Annotated in this window: 19 protein-coding genes; all 19 read right to left on the bottom strand. The window is 40.0% G+C overall.

Going from position 1 to position 19,827, the window contains the following annotated elements; genetic code table 11:
* Positions 1 to 4: 4 nt before the first annotated feature.
* Entirely contained in the window at positions 5 to 895 is an 891-nt protein-coding gene (locus tag ACRX5O_RS06585) for a carbohydrate ABC transporter permease (RefSeq protein ID WP_119707739.1), read from the bottom strand.
* Between the two features lie 56 nt (positions 896 to 951).
* Positions 952 to 2,241, bottom strand: coding sequence for an ABC transporter substrate-binding protein (locus tag ACRX5O_RS06590; protein WP_433905229.1), 1,290 nt, complete (start codon positions 2,239 to 2,241; stop codon positions 952 to 954).
* A 114-nt stretch (positions 2,242 to 2,355) separates the two neighbouring features.
* Positions 2,356 to 3,192, bottom strand: a complete 837-nt coding sequence (locus tag ACRX5O_RS06595) for a PfkB family carbohydrate kinase (RefSeq protein WP_433905230.1) — start codon at positions 3,190 to 3,192, stop codon at positions 2,356 to 2,358.
* 60 nt (positions 3,193 to 3,252) lie between these two features.
* Positions 3,253 to 3,981: a GntR family transcriptional regulator gene (locus ACRX5O_RS06600; RefSeq protein ID WP_433905231.1), complete on the bottom strand. Its 729-nt coding sequence runs from the start codon at positions 3,979 to 3,981 to the stop codon at positions 3,253 to 3,255.
* Between the two features lie 365 nt (positions 3,982 to 4,346).
* Positions 4,347 to 5,900, bottom strand: a complete 1,554-nt coding sequence (locus ACRX5O_RS06605; RefSeq protein WP_433905522.1) for a pectinesterase family protein — start codon at positions 5,898 to 5,900, stop codon at positions 4,347 to 4,349.
* Positions 5,901 to 6,064: 164 nt separating this feature from the next.
* Positions 6,065 to 7,330 carry an MFS transporter gene (locus tag ACRX5O_RS06610; RefSeq protein WP_433905232.1) on the bottom strand — a complete coding sequence of 422 codons (1,266 nt, stop codon included), beginning with the start codon at positions 7,328 to 7,330 and terminating at the stop codon, positions 6,065 to 6,067.
* A 69-nt stretch (positions 7,331 to 7,399) separates the two neighbouring features.
* Positions 7,400 to 8,617 carry a 4-hydroxybenzoate 3-monooxygenase gene (gene pobA / locus ACRX5O_RS06615; RefSeq protein WP_433905233.1) on the bottom strand — a complete coding sequence of 406 codons (1,218 nt, stop codon included), beginning with the start codon at positions 8,615 to 8,617 and terminating at the stop codon, positions 7,400 to 7,402.
* 54 nt (positions 8,618 to 8,671) lie between these two features.
* On the bottom strand, positions 8,672 to 9,523 hold the full coding sequence (locus ACRX5O_RS06620; RefSeq protein WP_433905234.1) for a DODA-type extradiol aromatic ring-opening family dioxygenase: 852 nt from the start codon (positions 9,521 to 9,523) through the stop codon (positions 8,672 to 8,674).
* 22 nt (positions 9,524 to 9,545) lie between these two features.
* A complete protein-coding gene (locus tag ACRX5O_RS06625; RefSeq protein ID WP_433905235.1) occupies positions 9,546 to 9,731 on the bottom strand; it encodes a 4-oxalocrotonate tautomerase in 186 nt (61 codons plus the stop codon).
* 29 nt (positions 9,732 to 9,760) lie between these two features.
* A complete protein-coding gene (locus ACRX5O_RS06630) occupies positions 9,761 to 10,549 on the bottom strand; it encodes a 2-keto-4-pentenoate hydratase (protein WP_433905236.1) in 789 nt (262 codons plus the stop codon).
* Between the two features lie 12 nt (positions 10,550 to 10,561).
* Positions 10,562 to 11,587 (bottom strand): 4-hydroxy-2-oxovalerate aldolase, encoded by a 1,026-nt coding sequence (gene dmpG, locus ACRX5O_RS06635; RefSeq protein ID WP_433905237.1) that lies wholly within the window; start codon positions 11,585 to 11,587, stop codon positions 10,562 to 10,564.
* An 18-nt stretch (positions 11,588 to 11,605) separates the two neighbouring features.
* The gene (locus ACRX5O_RS06640; RefSeq protein WP_433905238.1) at positions 11,606 to 12,490 is read right to left on the bottom strand and encodes an acetaldehyde dehydrogenase (acetylating); all 885 of its coding nucleotides are present in this window, start codon (positions 12,488 to 12,490) and stop codon (positions 11,606 to 11,608) included.
* Positions 12,491 to 12,508: 18 nt separating this feature from the next.
* Complete coding sequence (locus ACRX5O_RS06645; RefSeq protein WP_433905239.1) at positions 12,509 to 13,294, bottom strand: 2-keto-4-pentenoate hydratase; 786 nt, start codon at positions 13,292 to 13,294, stop codon at positions 12,509 to 12,511.
* Positions 13,295 to 13,311: 17 nt separating this feature from the next.
* On the bottom strand, positions 13,312 to 14,775 hold the full coding sequence (locus ACRX5O_RS06650) for an aldehyde dehydrogenase (protein WP_433905240.1): 1,464 nt from the start codon (positions 14,773 to 14,775) through the stop codon (positions 13,312 to 13,314).
* Positions 14,776 to 14,960: 185 nt separating this feature from the next.
* Entirely contained in the window at positions 14,961 to 15,485 is a 525-nt protein-coding gene (locus ACRX5O_RS06655) for an aromatic-ring-hydroxylating dioxygenase subunit beta (RefSeq protein WP_433905241.1), read from the bottom strand.
* The gene (locus ACRX5O_RS06660; protein ID WP_433905242.1) at positions 15,482 to 16,831 is read right to left on the bottom strand and encodes an aromatic ring-hydroxylating oxygenase subunit alpha; all 1,350 of its coding nucleotides are present in this window, start codon (positions 16,829 to 16,831) and stop codon (positions 15,482 to 15,484) included. Before ACRX5O_RS06660 ends, ACRX5O_RS06655 begins: the two co-directional genes overlap by 4 nt.
* Before the next feature lie 25 nt (positions 16,832 to 16,856).
* A complete protein-coding gene (locus tag ACRX5O_RS06665) occupies positions 16,857 to 18,161 on the bottom strand; it encodes a TRAP transporter large permease (RefSeq protein WP_433905243.1) in 1,305 nt (434 codons plus the stop codon).
* Positions 18,158 to 18,721 carry a TRAP transporter small permease gene (locus tag ACRX5O_RS06670; protein ID WP_391557456.1) on the bottom strand — a complete coding sequence of 188 codons (564 nt, stop codon included), beginning with the start codon at positions 18,719 to 18,721 and terminating at the stop codon, positions 18,158 to 18,160. Before ACRX5O_RS06670 ends, ACRX5O_RS06665 begins: the two co-directional genes overlap by 4 nt.
* A gap of 27 nt (positions 18,722 to 18,748) precedes the next feature.
* Positions 18,749 to 19,807 carry a TRAP transporter substrate-binding protein gene (locus tag ACRX5O_RS06675; RefSeq protein WP_433905244.1) on the bottom strand — a complete coding sequence of 353 codons (1,059 nt, stop codon included), beginning with the start codon at positions 19,805 to 19,807 and terminating at the stop codon, positions 18,749 to 18,751.
* Positions 19,808 to 19,827: the final 20 nt, after the last annotated feature.

Consider the following 19,827-nt stretch of genomic DNA (forward strand, 5'->3'; position numbering starts at 1 on the left):
CGTTTTATTCCACCTCCTGTCCCGATTTTCCCAACTTCATTTGGATGAGGGATAGGGTCAGGGTGATGATAAATATAATTGTCCCGATCGTGGATGCATAGCCCATTTCATCGTTACGAAAAGCTGAGCGGTACAACATCGTTCCTAGAACCTCTGTTGATCTTCCCGGTCCACCGAACGTCATCACATACACCTCATCAAAAACCTTGAAAGCTCCAATTACCGTAATGACGCTACCGACCAAAATCATTTCTTTTATTTGAGGTAGGGTGATATGAAAAAACGAGTTTATCTTTGAAGCACCATCAATCATTGCTGCCTCATAATATTCCATCGGGATTTTCTGCATGGCAATAAGAAAAAGCATGGTCATATATCCTGTATATTGCCACTGCGACACGGCAACCACTGCATATATGGCTGTTTTACTATCTCCTAACCAGGAATGAGCCCACTCCGATTGTCCAATGGCGTTTAACACACCGTTCACTAATCCGATTTCCGGATTATAGATCAGCTGCCACATTAACCCGACCACAGCAATAGATATAACAGAAGGAATAAAAAACACAGTTCTAAAAAAAGGTTGAAACCTTCTAATCAGCTTATCTTCTAAAATGGCGGCTATTATAATTCCCCCACCGACCTGACAGATCAATGAAATAATTGCGTAAAGGGAATTATTTTTCAATGCGGTAAAAAACACTGGATCTTTAAAAAGCCTTACGTAGTACTCGAAGCCGACGAACGTTTTTCCTGCCTCAAAGGAATTCCACCTAAAAAAACTATTGTATAAATTAAGAACAATCGGCAGAAATACAATAAACAGGATTAGAAGGAGTGCTGGCAAAATAAAAAGGAATGCCGTTCGGCCGTTTCTATATGTTTCTTTCATCCTTCTCCCTCCTATGAGGGGGCAAGTAATCAGATTGACTACCCGCCCTGTTCTATTTATTCCACTTCACTCAGCACTTGTTTGGCTACAGCTTGAACTTCTTTAATAATCTCTTCTGGAGATTTGGAGCCATCGAGAAGTAGTTGAATGTTTGATAAATACACGTCTGCCACTTTCGCATGAACATCTGTATCCAACCACTCAGCCATTCCATCTGCTTGCTTCATGTAATCCACGCCTTCTGCCACTTGCTTTAGGGCAGTGTCTGGGTTCGTCGCTCCTTCAATGGGACTCGGCCAACCAATATCCTTCACAAGTTTTAATGAGTTTTCTTTACTTGTTAAAAACTTTAAAAACTCCACTGCTTCTTTTGGATGTTTAGACTTTGAAGAAACAATAAATCCATCTGGAGCACCTGTTATATAATTTTGACTTCCAGCACCATCAGATATAGATGGCATCGGGAAGAATCCCCAGTTCTCTTTCAAAGCATTTTCTACATCTTGAAACTCTTCCAATTCCACATAGAACATAGCCCCTTTTCCTGCAAAGAACATTTGCTTTACCATATCGTGGGAACTAGAGTTTACGTTATCCATAAAATAGCCTTTTTCGTTCAACTCCGCTAGCATTTCCATCGCTTTCACATAGCCTGAATCTGTGAACTCTCCTGAACGAGGATTATAATCCTTCATTCGAACTTCCTGATCCACCATCTTTTGGTTCAGTCCCGTTAAGTAGTGAATAGCTGCCCAAGGGCTTTCATTTCCTAACATGAGTGGTGTTTCGCCTTCTTCTTTTAAGGTGTCGAGAACATCTAAAAATTCATCCCATGTTTTAGGTGCTTGCAGACCATGCATATCAAAAATCTCCTTATTATAAACAAAGAACTTTCCATTGAATCTTAGAGGAATTCCGTAATTTTTCCCGTCAGATGAAAATGGCTGCAAGGAAGCCGGAATAAAACTGTCTTTCCATGCAGCGTCTTCTTCCAAATACGGGGTAAGATCTAAGGCTGCATCTGCACGAACAAATTTCCTAGCAAACTCACCTGACCAAGAGAACATAATATCTGGAACCTCGCTTCCCCCAAGAATAACACGAAGTTTATCTTTGATCGGTTCGTCAGCGATGGCTTCCATCTTGATTTTAATATCTGGATTTTGACTCTCAAATTCTTTTACTACTTCTTCAAAATAAGGGGCGTATTGTGGTTGAGGCCATTTATGCAAAAATTTTAAGACAATCTTATCCGATTCATCTTCATTTGATGAGGTAGAACTGGAACAACCCGTAATGACCAATGCCAACATAAGCATAAATACAATAAATATTTTTGTTCTCATTCATTGACCCTCCTTATAGTTTTGAGCATAAAATCTTTAGGTTTTAGCCTTCCAAAACCACACCACCCCCGTATTCTTATCTATCTATGATTCTTAAATCCTTTTAAAAAGAATTTAGAATTCAATACCAAACCCAAATGCCCCGTCTACTAAACATGTCTGAGCGGCAAATTTCGCTCCTGCTTCAAGGCTTTGTTTGATCAACTGATCCTCATTCACCTTTATCTTTTTCCCTTTTAAGTACTCAAGGATAAAAGCCGTGAAAAAAGAATCTCCTGCGCCAAGAGTATCCACTGGTTTGACATAATGGGGCTTCTGTTCAAAAAAGTTTGTCCCGTTAAACACTATTGCTCCTCTAGAACCCATCGTCCCAATAGCCATCGAACTTCCTAAGGAACACACGTATGTTAACAGGTCTTTTACTTCATCTGTTTGTAATTGACCACACGAGAGAAGACTGATATCTACATGAGGGCAAACCTCTTTTAAAACGCTTTCATTATAATCGGTTGAAAAATCGAAGGAAACAAGAATACCTGCTTCCTTTAACTTGTGTAGTTCTCCTTCCATTTCGCTATAAATACTGCTATGTGCTAATTCAAATGTTTGTATATAATCCAAATCTTCTTGTGTGAGAATGATAGGATGAGTATTTTGCACACCTCCATCATTCCCTCCGATAAATACTCTGTCGCCATCCACAAGATCGACCGCAGCAAATCCATTTTCTCCAGGATGCTGTCGACAATGAGAAATATCGATCTTCAAATGGTTTAGCGTTTCAATAATATGATTTGCGGCTTTATCATCTCCAAAAACGCCTAAATAAGCTGCCTCTACTCCTAGTTGCATAGCATAGACGCTTAAGTTAAGTGCATTTCCTCCTGGATACATGATTCTCTTATACATATACTTATCGACCACATTATCTCCAACCCCAATGACTCTCATTGCTTTCCCCTCCCCTTGCCCTTTAATGGTATATACCATTTTACTAACCTGAAATGGACGTCATTTCAGATGTAACTCGGAATAAAATCTAACAATGTCACTTCTAGTAAGTGAAGTTGAAAATTCAATTGATTGGCCCTGGTCATCGTAGGCAACAGCTTCACGTAATACACATGGACTCTCGGATCGAATTCTAAGTAATTTACTGTCACTTTCTTCTGCTAGTTTCACCTTCATATATTCTTTGGCCTTTACTAACGTAATACCATATTCGCTTTCTAACATTTGATAAAGCGAATGATTGTTTGTAATTCGGTGATCAATGTCTGGACAGTATTTATAAGGAATAAAGGATTCTTCAATAGAAATAGGGATTCCATTCACATTTCGCAAACGCTTAATGATAACAATTTCTTCACCAACTGGGATATGTAGCTTATTAGCAATACCTGGTTTTGCTAGACTTTTTTTAATAGAAAGTACTTGGGTACTTGGTGTTAACCCCTTGCCCAACATCGTCCTTGTAAAGCTATTAAAAGTAATGAAATCCATTTCAATTTTATAATTAGAAATAAAGGTTCCTGCACCAACTCTTCGTTCTACTACTCCTTCTCTTTCTAAAATGGAAAGAGTATGTCTTGCAGTCATCCGACTGATTCCATATTGTTCAGCTAATTCCCTCTCAGATGGGAGCTTATCTCCATGCTTTAGTTTCCCGCTTTCAATATCATCAATGATTTTATCTTTTAACTGTTGATAAAAAGGTGTTTCTTCTTCCCCTTTATACATTCCCTCACCTGCTCCAAATGGTTTAATACTCTTATAGTTATATTTACATTATATAGTAAAATCCAATGCTCTGTCCTTTGCTTTTAGAAAGTGCATTTGGTATATACCATTTTAAGTAAGTAGGAAATTCCAAGCTATGTAGAAGAAGTAATAAATGGCTGATTGATAGGATTTGATTATAGATTCTACTGTAAGCGATTACAAACCTGTTAAATTTAGAATAGTTTAAATATTCAGCATTGTCAACAAAACCATAGAATCTTTATCAATTTTTCCATCAACAATTTTCAACATTATTTTTAAAGCGCACAAAAAAAGAATAGGAAGTATTTTTTTCACTTCCCATTCTTAAACAAGCGAATGCCTTAATGAAACCTACTACTTTCCTTTGGATTCCACCCCTTTAAAACATTCACTATTGTATACTGTTCTGCTTCCTCATCATTTAGTTGTCTCCGGTCTTCATTAATTACGGCCCCAGGACCGTAGTTATTATATTCATAGAATCTTGCCTCCTTATACGAAAAGCCCGACATATCTGTCCAGCCTTGTGGATTAATATGGGATCCTAGATAACTATTCATGAATACCACACTTCCGATTGCATTTGGATCTCCGCTCGGATGCCAAGGACGACCCAAGTACACAGTTCCCTCAGGAGCATCGCTTAGGAGTCTGCTATTAAGGAAAAGGTATCCATAGGGATCCGTCATCATTGTACTAGCAGCGGTTACATATCCATTATTGGTGGTTGAGCCACGGGTTAAAGAAAAGATATCGCACTCTTCAAAAACAGCTTGAGCACCTCCAAAGATGAAATCCACATCTCCCTCAATATAAGATTGATAGAAATACTGCGTACCACCTCTTACATATAAGGTATCCTGATTTCCTATAAATCTCGTATTCTTAAAGATTTGTCTCTCACCTCTTGTGTAGACGGCGACTGCCTGTTTGTTATTCACATCCACACTTTGCTCATCAAATGAATTCTCAAACGTTACATTTTCAGCAATAAAATCATTGCCATACACATATACACTTGCACTTCCAGTTGTACCATAAGTTCCACCTTCAGGCTTTGGTTTTCCTGAATAATTATCATAAGTAATCTTAGTAGTCTCTGCCTCTTCACCTTTTAGATGAATAAAAGGCTTATTACTTGGAATAGTAACTAGCTCCTTATATATCCCTGACTGAATAGAAATTTCTACTTCTTCCTTGTTATTTGCAGGTATTGCATCAATTGCCCCTTGAACGGTACTGTAATCTGATAAACCATCCTTTGAAACGGTTAATACATTAGGGATCGCATCAAATTGGTCTGTTATATCTTTAAGCTTTTGATGATCACCGGTTTTCATTGTGTTTCCATTTTTGTCGATTGAATTCGACTGAACTACCTTCGCTTCAATTTTGTTGTTTTCAGATAAAGACGTCGGGTTAATAGCGGAAGCTGACTCATACAGGATCACTGTATTTCCATTTTTATTGGTAGCAATAGCAGCCTTACTTAAAATAAGCTCCTCCCCCTCTTGGTAAAAACCTAGGTCATCCACCTGTATGGAATCTACTTTTCTATCAAATGTGACTGCAATGAGGTAATGCCCTATAAAGTCAACCTCTTTCATCTTCACTTTGTTTCCTGAGGGATACTCATCAGGTTGAAAAGTGGACCTTCCATCAGAGAGTATTCCTAGTGTTCTAAGTTTTTTGAGATATAGTCCACTTGTTATTTCTGATAGATCAACAACCTTAAGCACCGATTTATTGTAAACGCTGTCATTTTTATTTAAAGAAATATTTGCCTCTGACTCAGTCGCATGAACCCTATAGTCCACTCCCTGATAGCTACCTATAATTGCGATTGCAGATACTGAAGAGATTAAAAGTTTTTTGGTTTTCTTATCAAACTTCACCAATCTATTCCTCCTCTTTATATAAGTCTAAGGGTAATTATATAAAAGTACACAGGTAAAACAATACAAAATATTTAGAAAATTGTTTCATTTCTTTAGATAAATTAAAGTTAGTAACCAAAAAAGCGTGATTCCAGTCTAGGAATCACGCTTTTTTCAAGTAGTTAAATTGGTACCTTTACCTCGTTTATAGTCTTGTCTTTATTACCCGACACTTTAACAGGAGCTGTTTCCTTTAAGGCAAATGATAATAGGAAGAATATTAGAGCAGCTCCACTGGCAAGCCATAACGGGGTGTACAAACTGTATTTGTCAGCTAAAATACCCGCAACGATCGGGCCTAAAGTGCCTCCAATAATCTCTCCAGTTAAAACAATAACTGCTATCGCAGTGGCCGCAAACGTTCTTGGTACTGACTCAGAGGGAATAATGGCTAGATAAAGCGGCTGACCTCCGAATCCGATAGCTAGTATGAAAACAGAAATAGCTAGTAAGGAGAAATTACTATGAAAATTAGCAATGGCTAACGGTAGAAAAATAGCTATAAATGTCACAGGTGTGATGACTGCTTTACGCCCTACCTTATCGGATAAAAATGGAATAAATAACTGCCAAAAGAACATGGAAATTCCTAAAACACCTAAAACAATTCCGTATTGTGCTTCACTGTATCCAGAAACTCCTGATAAGAATAATGGCATAAAGCTAGTGAACACCAATAAATACATCATGTAAAAAATAGCTATCAGCATGCCTACCCATACGTTTCTTGTTTTAAAAACACTTTTATATTCACTAAAGGTTGGTTTTTCCTGCTTGTCTCCACTTTTTCCAGATGAATGTAAGAGTGGCTCCCTCATATAAAACATTAATATGATAGCAAGAATTACGCCAGGAATTGCAAGAGCAAAGAAGGAATAGCGCCAATTCGTTGCCGCTGCAATGGCCACGATAAGGATAGGCGCAATCGCATTTCCTAATAGGGGTCCAGAGCTTTGAATAAAGCCCATGTTAAATCCTCGTCGTTTCGGAGTAGATTCTGCCATGATTGAAGACTGAACTAATGGAATAACCGGCCCCTCAGATGCTCCCATTAATAGTCTAACAAGGATGAGGGAGCCAAGTCCTCCAACAAGTCCTGAAGTAAAAGTTGCAGCAGAAAAGATGAGAATAAAAATAATTAAGGTCTTTTTCTTTTTTCCAAGAAAGTCAGATAAACTAGCAAAAAATAAGGTTGATAATCCCCAAGCAATAGAGGTTGCTCCAACAATCATCCCCATTTGTGTGTTATTCAATCCTAACTCTGGTGCGACAAAAGGGAATAAGTATATAATGCTTAGCCGATCCATAAATACCAAGCCAAAAACCAAAAACAAAACGAATAGTATACCATTTTCATATCGAAAAAATGATTGTTTCTGTTGACTCATCGCCTAACACCCCTTTTTTTATTCCATCTTCTAACTGGCTCCCCTTCACCCTTTGAAATGTTTTTTACATTAGTTTAGGATTTGCTGATTAAACTCTAATCCTTTAAACTCCATCGGTAAGCCAACATAATTTTCGGCCAAGCTTCTTGCAGCCGCCTTGGAAGAAGTAACATAGTCTAGCTCAGCGATTTGAATTTCATATTCGTACGGAGTCTGTTCAACATTTCTATGAAGCATCGTTGTCATCCACCAGGAGAATCGCTGGGCTTTCCATACTCTTTGCAAACAAATAAAAGAGTAACGTTGCAAAGTATCTTCGTTTCCTGATTGATAAAATTCGCTGATTCCTTTCGCTAATACTTGAATATCAGCCACTGCTAGATTCAGCCCCTTTGCACCAGTTGGCGGTACAATATGTGCGGAATCACCAGCTAGAAATAATCTTCCATACTGCATTGTTTCACAAACAAAGCTTCTCATTGCAACAATATTTTTCTGAATAATCGGTCCATCAAACATTTTCCATCCATCTGAAGTATCAACCCTTGCATGCAGCTCGGACCAAATTCTGTCATCTGACCAATTGGCAATATCATCTTTTGGATCAACTTGAAGGTAGTGGCGTTGAATCTTAGGGGTACGAGTACTTAATAGTGCAAAGCCTCGGTCGTGATGAACGTAGATAAGTTCTGGATGTACTGGTGGAGTTTCGGCAAGAATTCCTAGCCAACCAAAGGGATAAATTTTTTGTTTTTCCACTCTTTCTTCTTTTGGTATCGCTTGTCGGCTTGGTCCATGAAACCCGTCACAGCCTGCTATGAAATCGCATTTAATTTGCTCTACCTCAGTCCCACTTTCCTGTATGAAGCTAATGGTTGGAAAGTTCGTCTCAACATCGTGGAGCTGAACGGCTTTCACGTTAAAGTAGATCTTTCCACCAGCCTTTAGACGAGCTTCAAGCAAGTCCTTGATCACCTCATGTTGAGGATAAACCATAATTTTCTTTCCATCGGTCAAATCATTCATATCAATTCTATGTCTACGACCATTAAACTGAAGTTCAATTCCATGGTGAATATGCCCTTCTCTCATCATCCTGCTTCCAATTCCTGTACTATTAAGCAAATCAACTGTTCCTTGCTCGAGCACTCCTGCACGAATCGTACCCTCAATTTCTTCCTTCGAACGATTTTCAAGAATAATAGAGTCAATTCCTTGAAGATGTAGGAGATGGGACAGCATTAATCCAGCTGGCCCCGCACCAATGATCCCTACTTTTGTTCGCATAAAATCACCCTCCTTTTATTGTTAACGCTTTCACAACTGCTAATTAAAAGACATTTATTTCTTCACCGCTTTACTATCTTCCATTTCTTCCACGCATACGACCTTTTTGGAGTCAAAGGTTAGCAATACGTTCCAACTTCCAGAAGATTGCCCATCTGCTAAGTATGCTACTTCACTTTCTTCATGAAGCATGCTAAACAACATAGCTAGATGGCGTCCACCAGACTCAACCCTAGCCATCCTTGCATATTCAGGTAACATATCATAAGCAGATTGATAGTCTTTGTTCATTACGAACTCGATGAATTGTTTATCTAGAGAGTGCTCCGCAACGGTTGGCTTATTATGTCGACCACGCACTAAATTATGAGATAAAGCGCCACTCGATACAAAAACGACTTTTTTTTCGGTTGCATGCAAAACTTTTGCAATCTCTTGACCCCATTTATATGTTTCTTCAATACTAGCAGCAAGAGTAACTGATAGATTAATGATAGGAATATCTTCCTTCGGTACAAGGTACCTTAGTGGGACCACTGTTCCGTAATCCCAAATATAATATGGATCATTCACTCCTTGTACTTGTAAACCAGCATTCACCCCAGCTTGCACAAGCTGGTTAGCCAAATCAGCATCTCCTGGATAAAAATAAGGAATGTCCTTAATTAGATCGGGAGCTTCATAGGCTGTTAATATCCCTTTATGCTCAGGTGTGCAATCTACATAATGGAAGAAAGTAGATGGCCAATGGCAGGATACTAACACAATGACATCCGGGGCGATTCTTTCAATATCTTTTGCCACCTCTTTTAATCCTTCTACCATGTTTCTTTGAAATTCCGGGACTGCATCTTCATGACAGATACTTGGAACATGTGGAACTAATGTACATAGCTCAATAGTCATAGTGAACCTCCTATTATAGTCTTTACGATTCTGACTTTGGAATTCCTGCTACTCCCCAATGAGTTTTCGGAATCTCTGTCACTAACACTCGAATACTCTCTTTTGGAGCGTCCAATGTTTCAGCAACCGTATTTGTAATATTCTGAATCACTTCTGCAATTTTCTCCTTTGGCCTGCCTTCCATCATTTGAACCTGAATGATTGGCATAAGATGCCTCCTTTCTCATATTGTAAAAACTAATCTGTCACCACGAAAGATACTTCACCTAGTCCATCGAACCGGCCGGTGACAACATCTCCTTTTTCTAGCAAAATAGCACTGGTAATCGCTCCAGATAAAATCACATCGCCCTTACGAACCTTCTCTCCCCTACGAGAAAGCATATTTGCTAGCATCGCAATCGCTTCCGCTGGGTGGCCAAGTACAGCCGCTCCTGCACCTAGTTCCTTAATTTCACCATTAATAGAAAGTGTCACACCAACTAAATCAAGGTCAAATTTGTCCGGCTTATGAAAAGATGTACCGAAAACGACTCTAGATGTGGAAGCATTATCAGCAATGACATCTGGTAAAGTAAATTGGAAATTGACATACCGACTGTCAATCAGTTCAAGAGCTGGAATAACATATTCTGTTTTAGACAAAACATCTGATGCTGTCACGTTTGGTCCTTCGATGTCCTCTCCAATTACAAAAGCAATCTCTGCTTCTACTTTTGGATGAATCATGTCCTGTAAATGAACCTTTCCACCATTTTCAATCAACATATAATCAAACACATATCCATAGATGGGTTCATTTACATTCATTTGCTGCATCTTTGCTTTGCTAGTTAAACCCATTTTAGGTCCGACGATTCTTCTCCCTTCTTCTCGCTTAATTTTGACGAGCTCCTGTTGGACGAGATATCCTTCTTCCACAGAAAGATCCGGCTTGATATTCTCTGTTACTTTTACTACCTCGCGTTTCTCTTCTTCACCAGCAATCAAATATTTAGCAATCTCTTTATATTCCACTGTCGCCATCACATTTCCTCCTTATAATCCCGCCGTTTGCAGTTTTTTGGCAAGTTCAGCTGCTACATCAAGAATCATATCCTCCTGACCGCCAACCACTTTCATTTTTCCAAGCTCAACGAGAATATCGCGGGAATCAATTCCAAATTTTCGTGCTGCCGCCTGAGCGTGTAATAGAAAGCTAGAATATACGCCCGCATACCCCAGCACCAAGCCGTCTTTTGTGATTTCTTGTGGTTTTTCCAAGATAGGAGCAACGATTTCCTCCGCTACATCCATCATTTTGTATAGATCGACTCCCGTTTGGATACCTAAGCGGTCGAGCACCGCTACGAGTACTTCGGTCTGAGTGTTTCCTGCACCGGCACCAAGACAGCGGATGCTTCCATCAATCCGTCTGGCACCTTCTTCAATCGCGGTAATACTGTTTGCCATTGCCAACGATAAGTTGTTATGGGCATGAAACCCAATATCAATTGAAAGACTTTGTCTAAGCGCACGGATTCTCTCCTTCACTTCATGTGGCAAAAGAGCTCCCGCAGAATCAACCACATATACTGTATCCGCACCGTAACTCTCCATAAGCTTCGCTTGCTCCACCAACTTTTCCGTAGGAGCCATATGAGACATCATCAAGAAACCTACTGTTTCAAGACCTAAATCTTTCGCAAGAGCAATATGCTGCGGTGCCACGTCGGCCTCTGTCACATGAGTCGCCACTCTCACCATCTTGGCACCAAGCTGTGCCGCATGCTTTAATTCTTGCTTCGTTCCGATTCCAGGAATAAGAAGTACAGAGATTTTTGCCTGCTTAACTGTTGCTGCAGCAGCTTCAATTAATTCCATTTCATTCGTTCGAGAAAATCCATATTGCAAAGAGGATCCACCTAATCCATCTCCGTGTGATACTTCAATATAAGGAACATTTGCTTCATCCAAGCCCTTTGCCACTTGAGTGACCTGCTCCACTGTGAATTGATGCCGTATCGCATGACTACCATCCCTTAAAGCAACCTCCGTCAGTATTACATCACGTTTCGCTTTCATTTTTGCTCCCCCTTTCTCTTATACAATTGCTTGTGAAATTTTACGTTTTGCCCATTCTTCCGCTACTTTCACAGCAGCCGCCGTCATAATATCCAGATTTCCAGAGTACTTTGGCAAATAGTCTCCTGCACCTTCTACCTCAATAAATACTGTCACATGGTTGCCGTTGAAGATGGGTTCCTGTCTTAACTTATATCCCGGTACATATTCTTGCACTTGTTTTTCCATTTCTTTGATGGAACGAGAAATCCCCTCTTCATCCACCTGATCGCCTTTTACTAAAACATGGATGGTGTCTCTCATCATGATCGGAGGCTCGGCTGGATTCAGGATAATGATCGCTTTTCCGACTCTTGCACCACCAATTTTTTCGATACCACGAGCTGTCGTTTCTGTGAACTCATCTATATTTGCCCTTGTTCCCGGCCCCGCACTTTTACTAGATATGGTTGCAACAATTTCCGCATATTCCACTGGTTGGACAGAGTGAATCGCATGAACCATTGGAATCGTTGCCTGTCCTCCACACGTAATTAAATTGATGTTATCTGAATCCACGTGCTCTTTAATATTTACGGGCGGGACAACAAGAGGCCCAACTGCTGCTGGTGTTAAATCAAGCACCTGTTTGCCTGCCTCTCGCAAAAGCTTTGCATGCCTTATATGTGCTTTCGCTGACGTTGCATCAAAAACGATATCGGCCAGTTCTGGGCGTTCTAAGAAACCATTTATACCATTATTAATTGTTTCATACCCAAGCTCTCTCGCTTTTTTTAACCCGTCAGAATCAGGATCAATTCCAATTACCGTCGTTAACTCTAGAACCTCTGACCGTCCAAGCTTCATCATAAGATCTGTACCGATATTTCCTGATCCAAGAATCGCCACCTTCACTTTGCCCATAACACCCATCCTTTCCTATTAAAAATTAACTTTTACTTCCCCAAGATGAGCAAATCTAGCAGAGAATGTATCTCCACCTTGCGCATCTGCAGCTGCCGATAGTGCGCCAGAAAAAATGATTTCTCCTGCTTTCAGAGGAATTCCAAATTCAGATAATTTGTTTGCTAGCCAAGCAACACATGTAGCTGGGTTTCCAAGAGCGGCCGCTCCCACTCCGGTGTTCACGATTTCATTGTTTTTCGAAAGCACCATGCCAAGTAATTCTAGATTGATCTCGTCTACCTTCGCTTTTTTGTCTCCAAGTACGTAGAAACCGGACGATGCGTTATCTGCAATCGTATCAGGAAGCTTAATCTTCCAATCTTTCACTCTACTATCTACAATTTCGAGTGCGGGCAAAATATAATCCGTTGCTTGTAGTACATCGAGTGTTGTTATATTTGGTCCTATTAAGTCCTTCTTTAGAACAAAGGCGAGTTCCGCTTCTACCTTTGGTTGCAAGACTTTCTCAATTGAAATCACACCCCCATTTGCTACTTCCATGATGTCTAACAGATGACCATAGTCAGGTTCATCAACCCCGAGAAGCTTTTGCATAGCAAGTGAGGTGAGTCCGATTTTCTTTCCAATAATTTTCTGTCCTTGTTCCACTTTCATTTGAATGTTTTCTAGCTGTATATGATAAGCTTCCGTTACAGATAGATTTGGATCTAATATCGTAAGCGGATTGGTTCCTACTCCCGTCTTTTCAGCATCCGCTAAAAGGGCAGCATATTCTTTTATTTTATTTGTTACAATAGACATTTCCTTTCCCACCTTTCCTACAGCTTGATCGTAATATTGGACAATTCAGAGTAGAAATCAAGACTATGCATTCCTCCGGTTCTACCAATTCCACTATTTTTCATCCCGCCAAATGGAGTTCTTAGATCTCTAAGGAACCATGTGTTTACCCAAATAATGCCCGCTTCAATTTGATGAGCAACTCGGTGTGCACGACGTAGATCATTTGTCCAAATGGTTGCACTTAACCCGTAATGTGTATCATTTGCCTGCATAATCACTTCTTCTTCCATATCAAATGGCATGACCGTTACAACCGGTCCAAATATTTCTTCACGAACACAACGAGAATTACGATCAAGACCAGTGATAATTGTTGGCTCAAGGAAATACCCTTTTTCCATTCCTTCTGGTCTCTTTCCACCGGTCAAAATATTCGCTCCATCATTACGAGCAATCTCGATATAGCTATTTACTCTCTCGTAGTGTTCCTTACTAACTAACGCACCTACATTTGTCGCTTCCGCAAGAGGATCCCCCACTCGTAAATCTCTTACTTTTTCAGCAAATTTATTAATAAATTCATTGTAAATTGGTCTTTCTACGTAAATGCGAGATCCACAAAGGCAAACTTCCCCTTGATTAATGAAGCTAGATTTAATCGTTGTCTCAATTACTTCATCGATATCAGAATCAGCAAAAATGATATTTGGATTTTTCCCACCTAACTCGTACGACAACTTTTTCAAAGAGTCAGCTGCAGCTTTCATAATGCTAGCTCCAGTGCTTGGTTCTCCTATGAAGGAAATGGCATCAATATCTGGGTGTTCGGAGATTGCTCCACCAGCAGAATTTGGACCAAAACCGTGTACTAGATTCACGACTCCATCTGGAACGCCAGCCTCTTTACAAATCTCCATAAGTACCGTTGCTGTCATCGGAGTCCATTCTGCCGGTTTAATAACCGCCGTGTTTCCCATGCCAAGGCAAGGAGCGAGTTTCCAGGTGAGAAGTAATAATGGTAGATTCCATGGCTTAATAATTCCAACAACCCCTACTGGTCGACGGTAGGCATAATGAATCGCTTGATCATCCTGTTGGTATGCATCCGTTCCAACAGAAGTAATATAATCGGCGAAAAAGTGAAAATTATACGCTGCACGCGGAACATCAATTTTGTTTGCTAAGGAAAATGGCTTCCCCGTGTCCAATGATTCTAGCATCGCCAATTCTTCTTGCCTTTCAAGAATTAAGTCACCAATGCGGCGAAGGATTTTGGACCGCTCAACCAGGGTCATCTTTTTCCACGGGCCATTCAATGCTCTTCTTGCTGCACGAACGGCAAAATCCACCTCCTCTTTTCCTCCTTCAGCCACTGTGCCTAATACTTCTTCTGTTGCTGGATTAATATTCTCAAAGGTTTTATGGTTCTGTGATTCAACAAATTGACCGTTAATAAAATGTAAGCAATTGATCGCTTTCACTTTCGTTTCTACCTGCATGCTGTATGTCCTCCTAAAAATAGATTTTTTTATTACCTCCATGGTAACGCTTACTTTCAGCACCAACAACGTCATTGTTGCTCTATATGCAACAACCTGTTTTTTTTTGAAAATTTAATTAAAATGCCTCCTTTTTATCAGGAGGCTGTGTAATAATGCATTCTTTTAAAAGAAAAAAGTGTTTGCTAGAGAAACATACTCATATTCATTGTAGTGATTACAGATTGATCTGGGAAAACCGTACGTGAGGAGATTTTCCACACACCATTTACTTTTCGAACGATATCATTTCGCTCCCCAAACATTTGCTCAATATCAGTCGTAGACGCTCTGCTTCTCATAAATAAGAAGTAGCTCCTTACCTTGTACTCGTCTTCCTTTTCTGTTCCCTCTACTGTTACATTTGTAATAAAATGTCGCTGTCTTGTTGCCGGATTTTCCACCCAAGCAGACTTCGTATACAAGCGGTTTACTCTAGTAGTTAGAGATGTTTTCGTTTCTTCAAAGAAAGCCATATCTTTAGAAATATCATCTATTCCAACACCTTCTACCGTTTCTCTCAATGGCATCCTGTATACGAGGTCATCGGTAAGTAATTCCAGCCACTCCCTATATTTACGATTGTCGAGGTAATACGCTTCTCTGTTTAGTAACGTCGAGATCTCAAGGTGAAGCTCAGGTGTCACCATTCTCTGAATATCTAGATTCATCTCTTAACCTCCTCTTTAAAGAGACCCTTAGAAATCAGCTCGAGCCAATGTTCGTGCATCCTTCTTGATAAGGCGTCTATATACGTCGTTGGATAAGCAGTCCCCGGTCCAAGGAAATTCTCGTCCGGTTCCACGTGCGAGTACCCCATTAAATAATTGCTCCCACTATTGTAATTCAAGCTTTTGTCTCTCATCATTAAGCCTTTACTTACTTCAACGATTCGGGCCCATGTTTCTGTATCATCTTGTTCTAGTGTTCCACTAGGTCCGAACGAACCTAAATATCCTCGATAGGCAGCTTCTTTATATTCCTCAGGTGCTGCCTCATCAATTAAAAACCAGCACCAAACCTCTACCTTATCTGGCCCAAGCGGCCTCCACATTCGAAAGTTCAAGTAATTATGTAAGTGACCTTCCGTTCCGTGAACGGGACTTACAAATGATAGATTTGGATAAACTCCCCCTACGAAAACAGTGACTTTTGATTGAATATCTAGTTGTTCAGGTGTTAAATGCTTCTCAAACAATGGCCACATAGACTCGGGCATTCCTTGGAACGGTACTCTTGCTTTTCCTGTCTTCGAGGTTATCACATTAATTCCATGTGCATTTTTCATCACCACTTGATGTCCATAGCCAGCATATAGAGGATCTTCCGGACTAATTCCCATTTCAACGGTGGAGCGATGAGTTGTTTGCACATGATACGGATCAGCAGCAAAGTTTTCAGCAGTCGCCTTCCAATTTGCTTTCGCTACCCAGCGCTGTGGAAGACCTCGCACTTCCATCCCGCCACTTCTGCCAAGAAGAATATCTAAGTACCACTTCATCTCCCCTAGATAATCCTCTAGGGGTTCCGCATTTTTATCAAGATTTCCAAAGATCATTCCTTGATATAATTCAACTTGAGGTATCGATCTTAACCCCCACTCCGATTTATCCATTTCTTCCCCATACACTTTGTTTCCGGCCACAATACCAACTAGATCACCGTTCAAATTATAGCTCCATCCATGGTAAGGACAAGTGAAGGTTTTTTTATTTCCTCGATCAGCTGTACATAGCTGGGTTCCACGATGGGTACATGAATTTAAAAATGCTTTAATTTCACCTTCCCGAGTTCTAACTAACAAAACAGGATCATTGACCATCCAGCGGGTCACATAACTTCCAGGATCTTTGATTTCCGTTTCGTGGCCAAGAAATTGCCATGAATGTCCATAAATCTTTTCAATTTCAAGCTCAAAGATATCTGGATCGGTTAACACCCATTGTGGAAGTAGGCCTTCATTCATTTTTTCTTTTAATAAGTGAAATGCCTTTTCATCCAATGTTTTCTTAATCATATGGACTTACTCCTCCTTAGGTTCCCTATTCAATCAAACCTGGTAAATAAGTGACGATTTCAGGGAAGATAATTAGAACAATAGTAAAAGCAACCATGGTAACAATAGCTGGGACAACTCCTTTGAAAATTTGTTGAATGGGGACATCTTTTACCACACCACTAATAATATAAACACTTAAACCAAGGGGAGGTGTAAGTACCCCAATATTTAACACCATCACCATAATGATTCCGAACCATAATCCATCAAATCCTAATTGAGTGATCAAAGGATAAACAATGGGCAGAGTGAGTACCATTATGGCAATTCCCTCTAAAAACATTCCTAAAATAAAGTAGACTACAAGAATCATAGCCATGATTAGATAAGGAGAAACGTCTAGTGATCCGACAGTCGTTGTTAAATACATCGGTATCTGGCTTAACGCTAAGAACTTTCCGAATAACGATGCTCCAATCAAAATTAAAAACAGCATAACCGTCAATCTGATCGATTCATCTAAGGAAGAAATGAGCCCTTTAAAACTCAATCTCTTCGTTAAAAGAGTGAGGAAAAAGGCACCAATGGCTCCTATTCCACCAGCCTCACTTGGAGTGAAAACCCCAAAGTAAATTCCCCCGATACTAATCGCAAATATCAAAAGAAAAGGCCAAACACTTTTTAAAGAGGAGAATTTTTCCTCGATGGTCGCCTTCTCCATTTTGGTAGGGGCAATAGAAGGGTCTAAGCGGACTTGGATGTTGATCATAAGCATAAATAGAAGGGTCATGATGATCCCCGGTACTAAACCTCCAATTAATAGAGGACCGATTGGCTCAGACGTTAATGCCCCATATAAAATTAAAATAACACTGGGTGGAATTAATATCCCCAGAGTACCGCCTGCTGCAACAGCTGCGGTAGAAAAGGTCGTCCGGTAATTGTACTCTTTCATTTCAGGAATCGTGATCTTCGCCAAAGTAGCCGTAGTTGCATTGGAAGATCCAGATATGGCTGCAAAAATGGAGGCGGCACCGACTGTTGCAATCGCAAGACCACCACGAAAATGGCCAATCCACTTATCAACCGCATTAAACAGGTCCTTCCCTAAACCTGTGTTAGACATAAACATTCCCATTAATATAAACAGTGGAATAACACTTAACCCATAGTTATTAGAAGTACCAAAAGCAGAGGACCCAAGCTGTGACAATCCGACCTGCCAGTCAGAAAGCCACGATACACCTAAAAACCCTACTAAAAATAATGAAAGACCTACAGAAACCCTTAATAAGATGAGAACCAAGAGTAGCACAATTCCTAGTACTCCTATCATTTCTGGACTCATTTTTTCACCACCCTTAGGAAGGATTTTAACGAATCAACAAGATACGTTAATGTAAAACAAACCGCACCGACTGTGGCAAAAGTAACGAACAGATAAAGTGGTAAACCAAGATCTCCACTTAATTCATTTCCGAAATAAATCCTCTTCGTATACTCGAATAATTGCCAAGAGGTTAGGGACATAAGGATAAATAATATGAGGGAAGTAAGGGCATAAAGTGCGTGTTGAACCTTTGCTGGCATCATATTCGTTAAAAAGTCAATTTCAATATGATCTTTTTTCAATTGTGCCGAACCAAGACTAAAAAAGATGATCATTGCTAGTGCCAATCCTGTTAGTTCATACGTTCCCGTGATAGGCTTATTAAAAAAGTATCGACCAAACACATCTGCCGTCGTAAGAAACATTAATAGAAACAAAATGATACTTGAAACCTTATGAAGAACATTATTTAAAGTAGAAACGACTTTCTCGAATGGATGAATAACTTTTTCTAAAAAGGAAACTTCGTCAAGAGCCGAAGCTCTCAACGAAACATCCTTTCTCACTTCTTGTTCCATTACCTACACCTCCTGTTAGGAAGACTATTATTCTTCAATAAGCTTAACTGTTTCATCGTAAATCTTCTGTCCATCTACCCCTTTTGATTTCATATCAGATAACCATTTTTCCTTTACACCTTCAGAGTTATCCTTAAATTTTTGAAGTTCACTTTCTTCCAGACTAATAAATTCTACACCTGCATCTTTCGCTTCAGTTTCCGCTAAGCCCTTTTGATAATCAAACGCTGCCCCCGCCATTTTCGCCATTGGCTCACCAAGCAGTTCATCTTCAATGAGCTTTTGATCTTCTGGAGAAATCTTATTCCAGCTATCTTTGTTCATAGCAACGTAGAAAATACTAGTGTTGAAGTTTCCTAATGTGACGTAATCAACTAAATCGGTAAGGTTAAAATCTTTAATAGCTGCAACAGGTAAGACTCCCCCATCAATCACACCCTTTTGAAGTGCATCATAGATTTCAGGTGCCGGTAAGGAAACTGGAGTTGCTCCCCATGACTTAATCATTTCACCTGCTTCAACAGACGGAGTTCTAAGCTTTAAACCTTTCACGTCCTCAAAGCTTCTGACTGCTTTTCCTTTTGTGATAATCGCGTACGGATCAGCTGCGTGAACCCATAACAGCTTTAAATCGTCATATTCCTTTTGGATTTCAGGGAACGTATCATAAAGCTTTTGAGCAACAACACTCAACTCTTCTCCCGTCCCGTTTGCAAGGAATGGAAGCTGAAGAACAGAGTGGGTTGGAAACTTTCCAGCATTATACCCATGTAACCCCCAACCCGCATCCATGATTCCAGTTGTAATATTGTCTAACGTATCCTTGGGACCACCAAGAGCTCCACCTGGATAGATTTGAAATTTCACTCGACCATCGGTAAGCTTTTCTATTTCTTCACTGAACGGTTTCATTGCCTTCGAATCTTGAACATGGTCAGGAGAGTTCATATGCCCCATCTTAAAGGTGATTGATTTTGTATCCGATGCAGCTTGCTCTCCCCCAGAGCTTTTCGAACAAGCTGACACAAATACTAGTAAAATCAAGGTTAACATAGTAATACTAAGCTTCATCCCTCTTTTCAACATCTTACATCCCCCTCTTTACA

It is taken from the genome of Robertmurraya mesotrionivorans, assembly GCF_050971805.1.
GTDB lineage: Bacteria > Bacillota > Bacilli > Bacillales > Cytobacillaceae > Robertmurraya_A.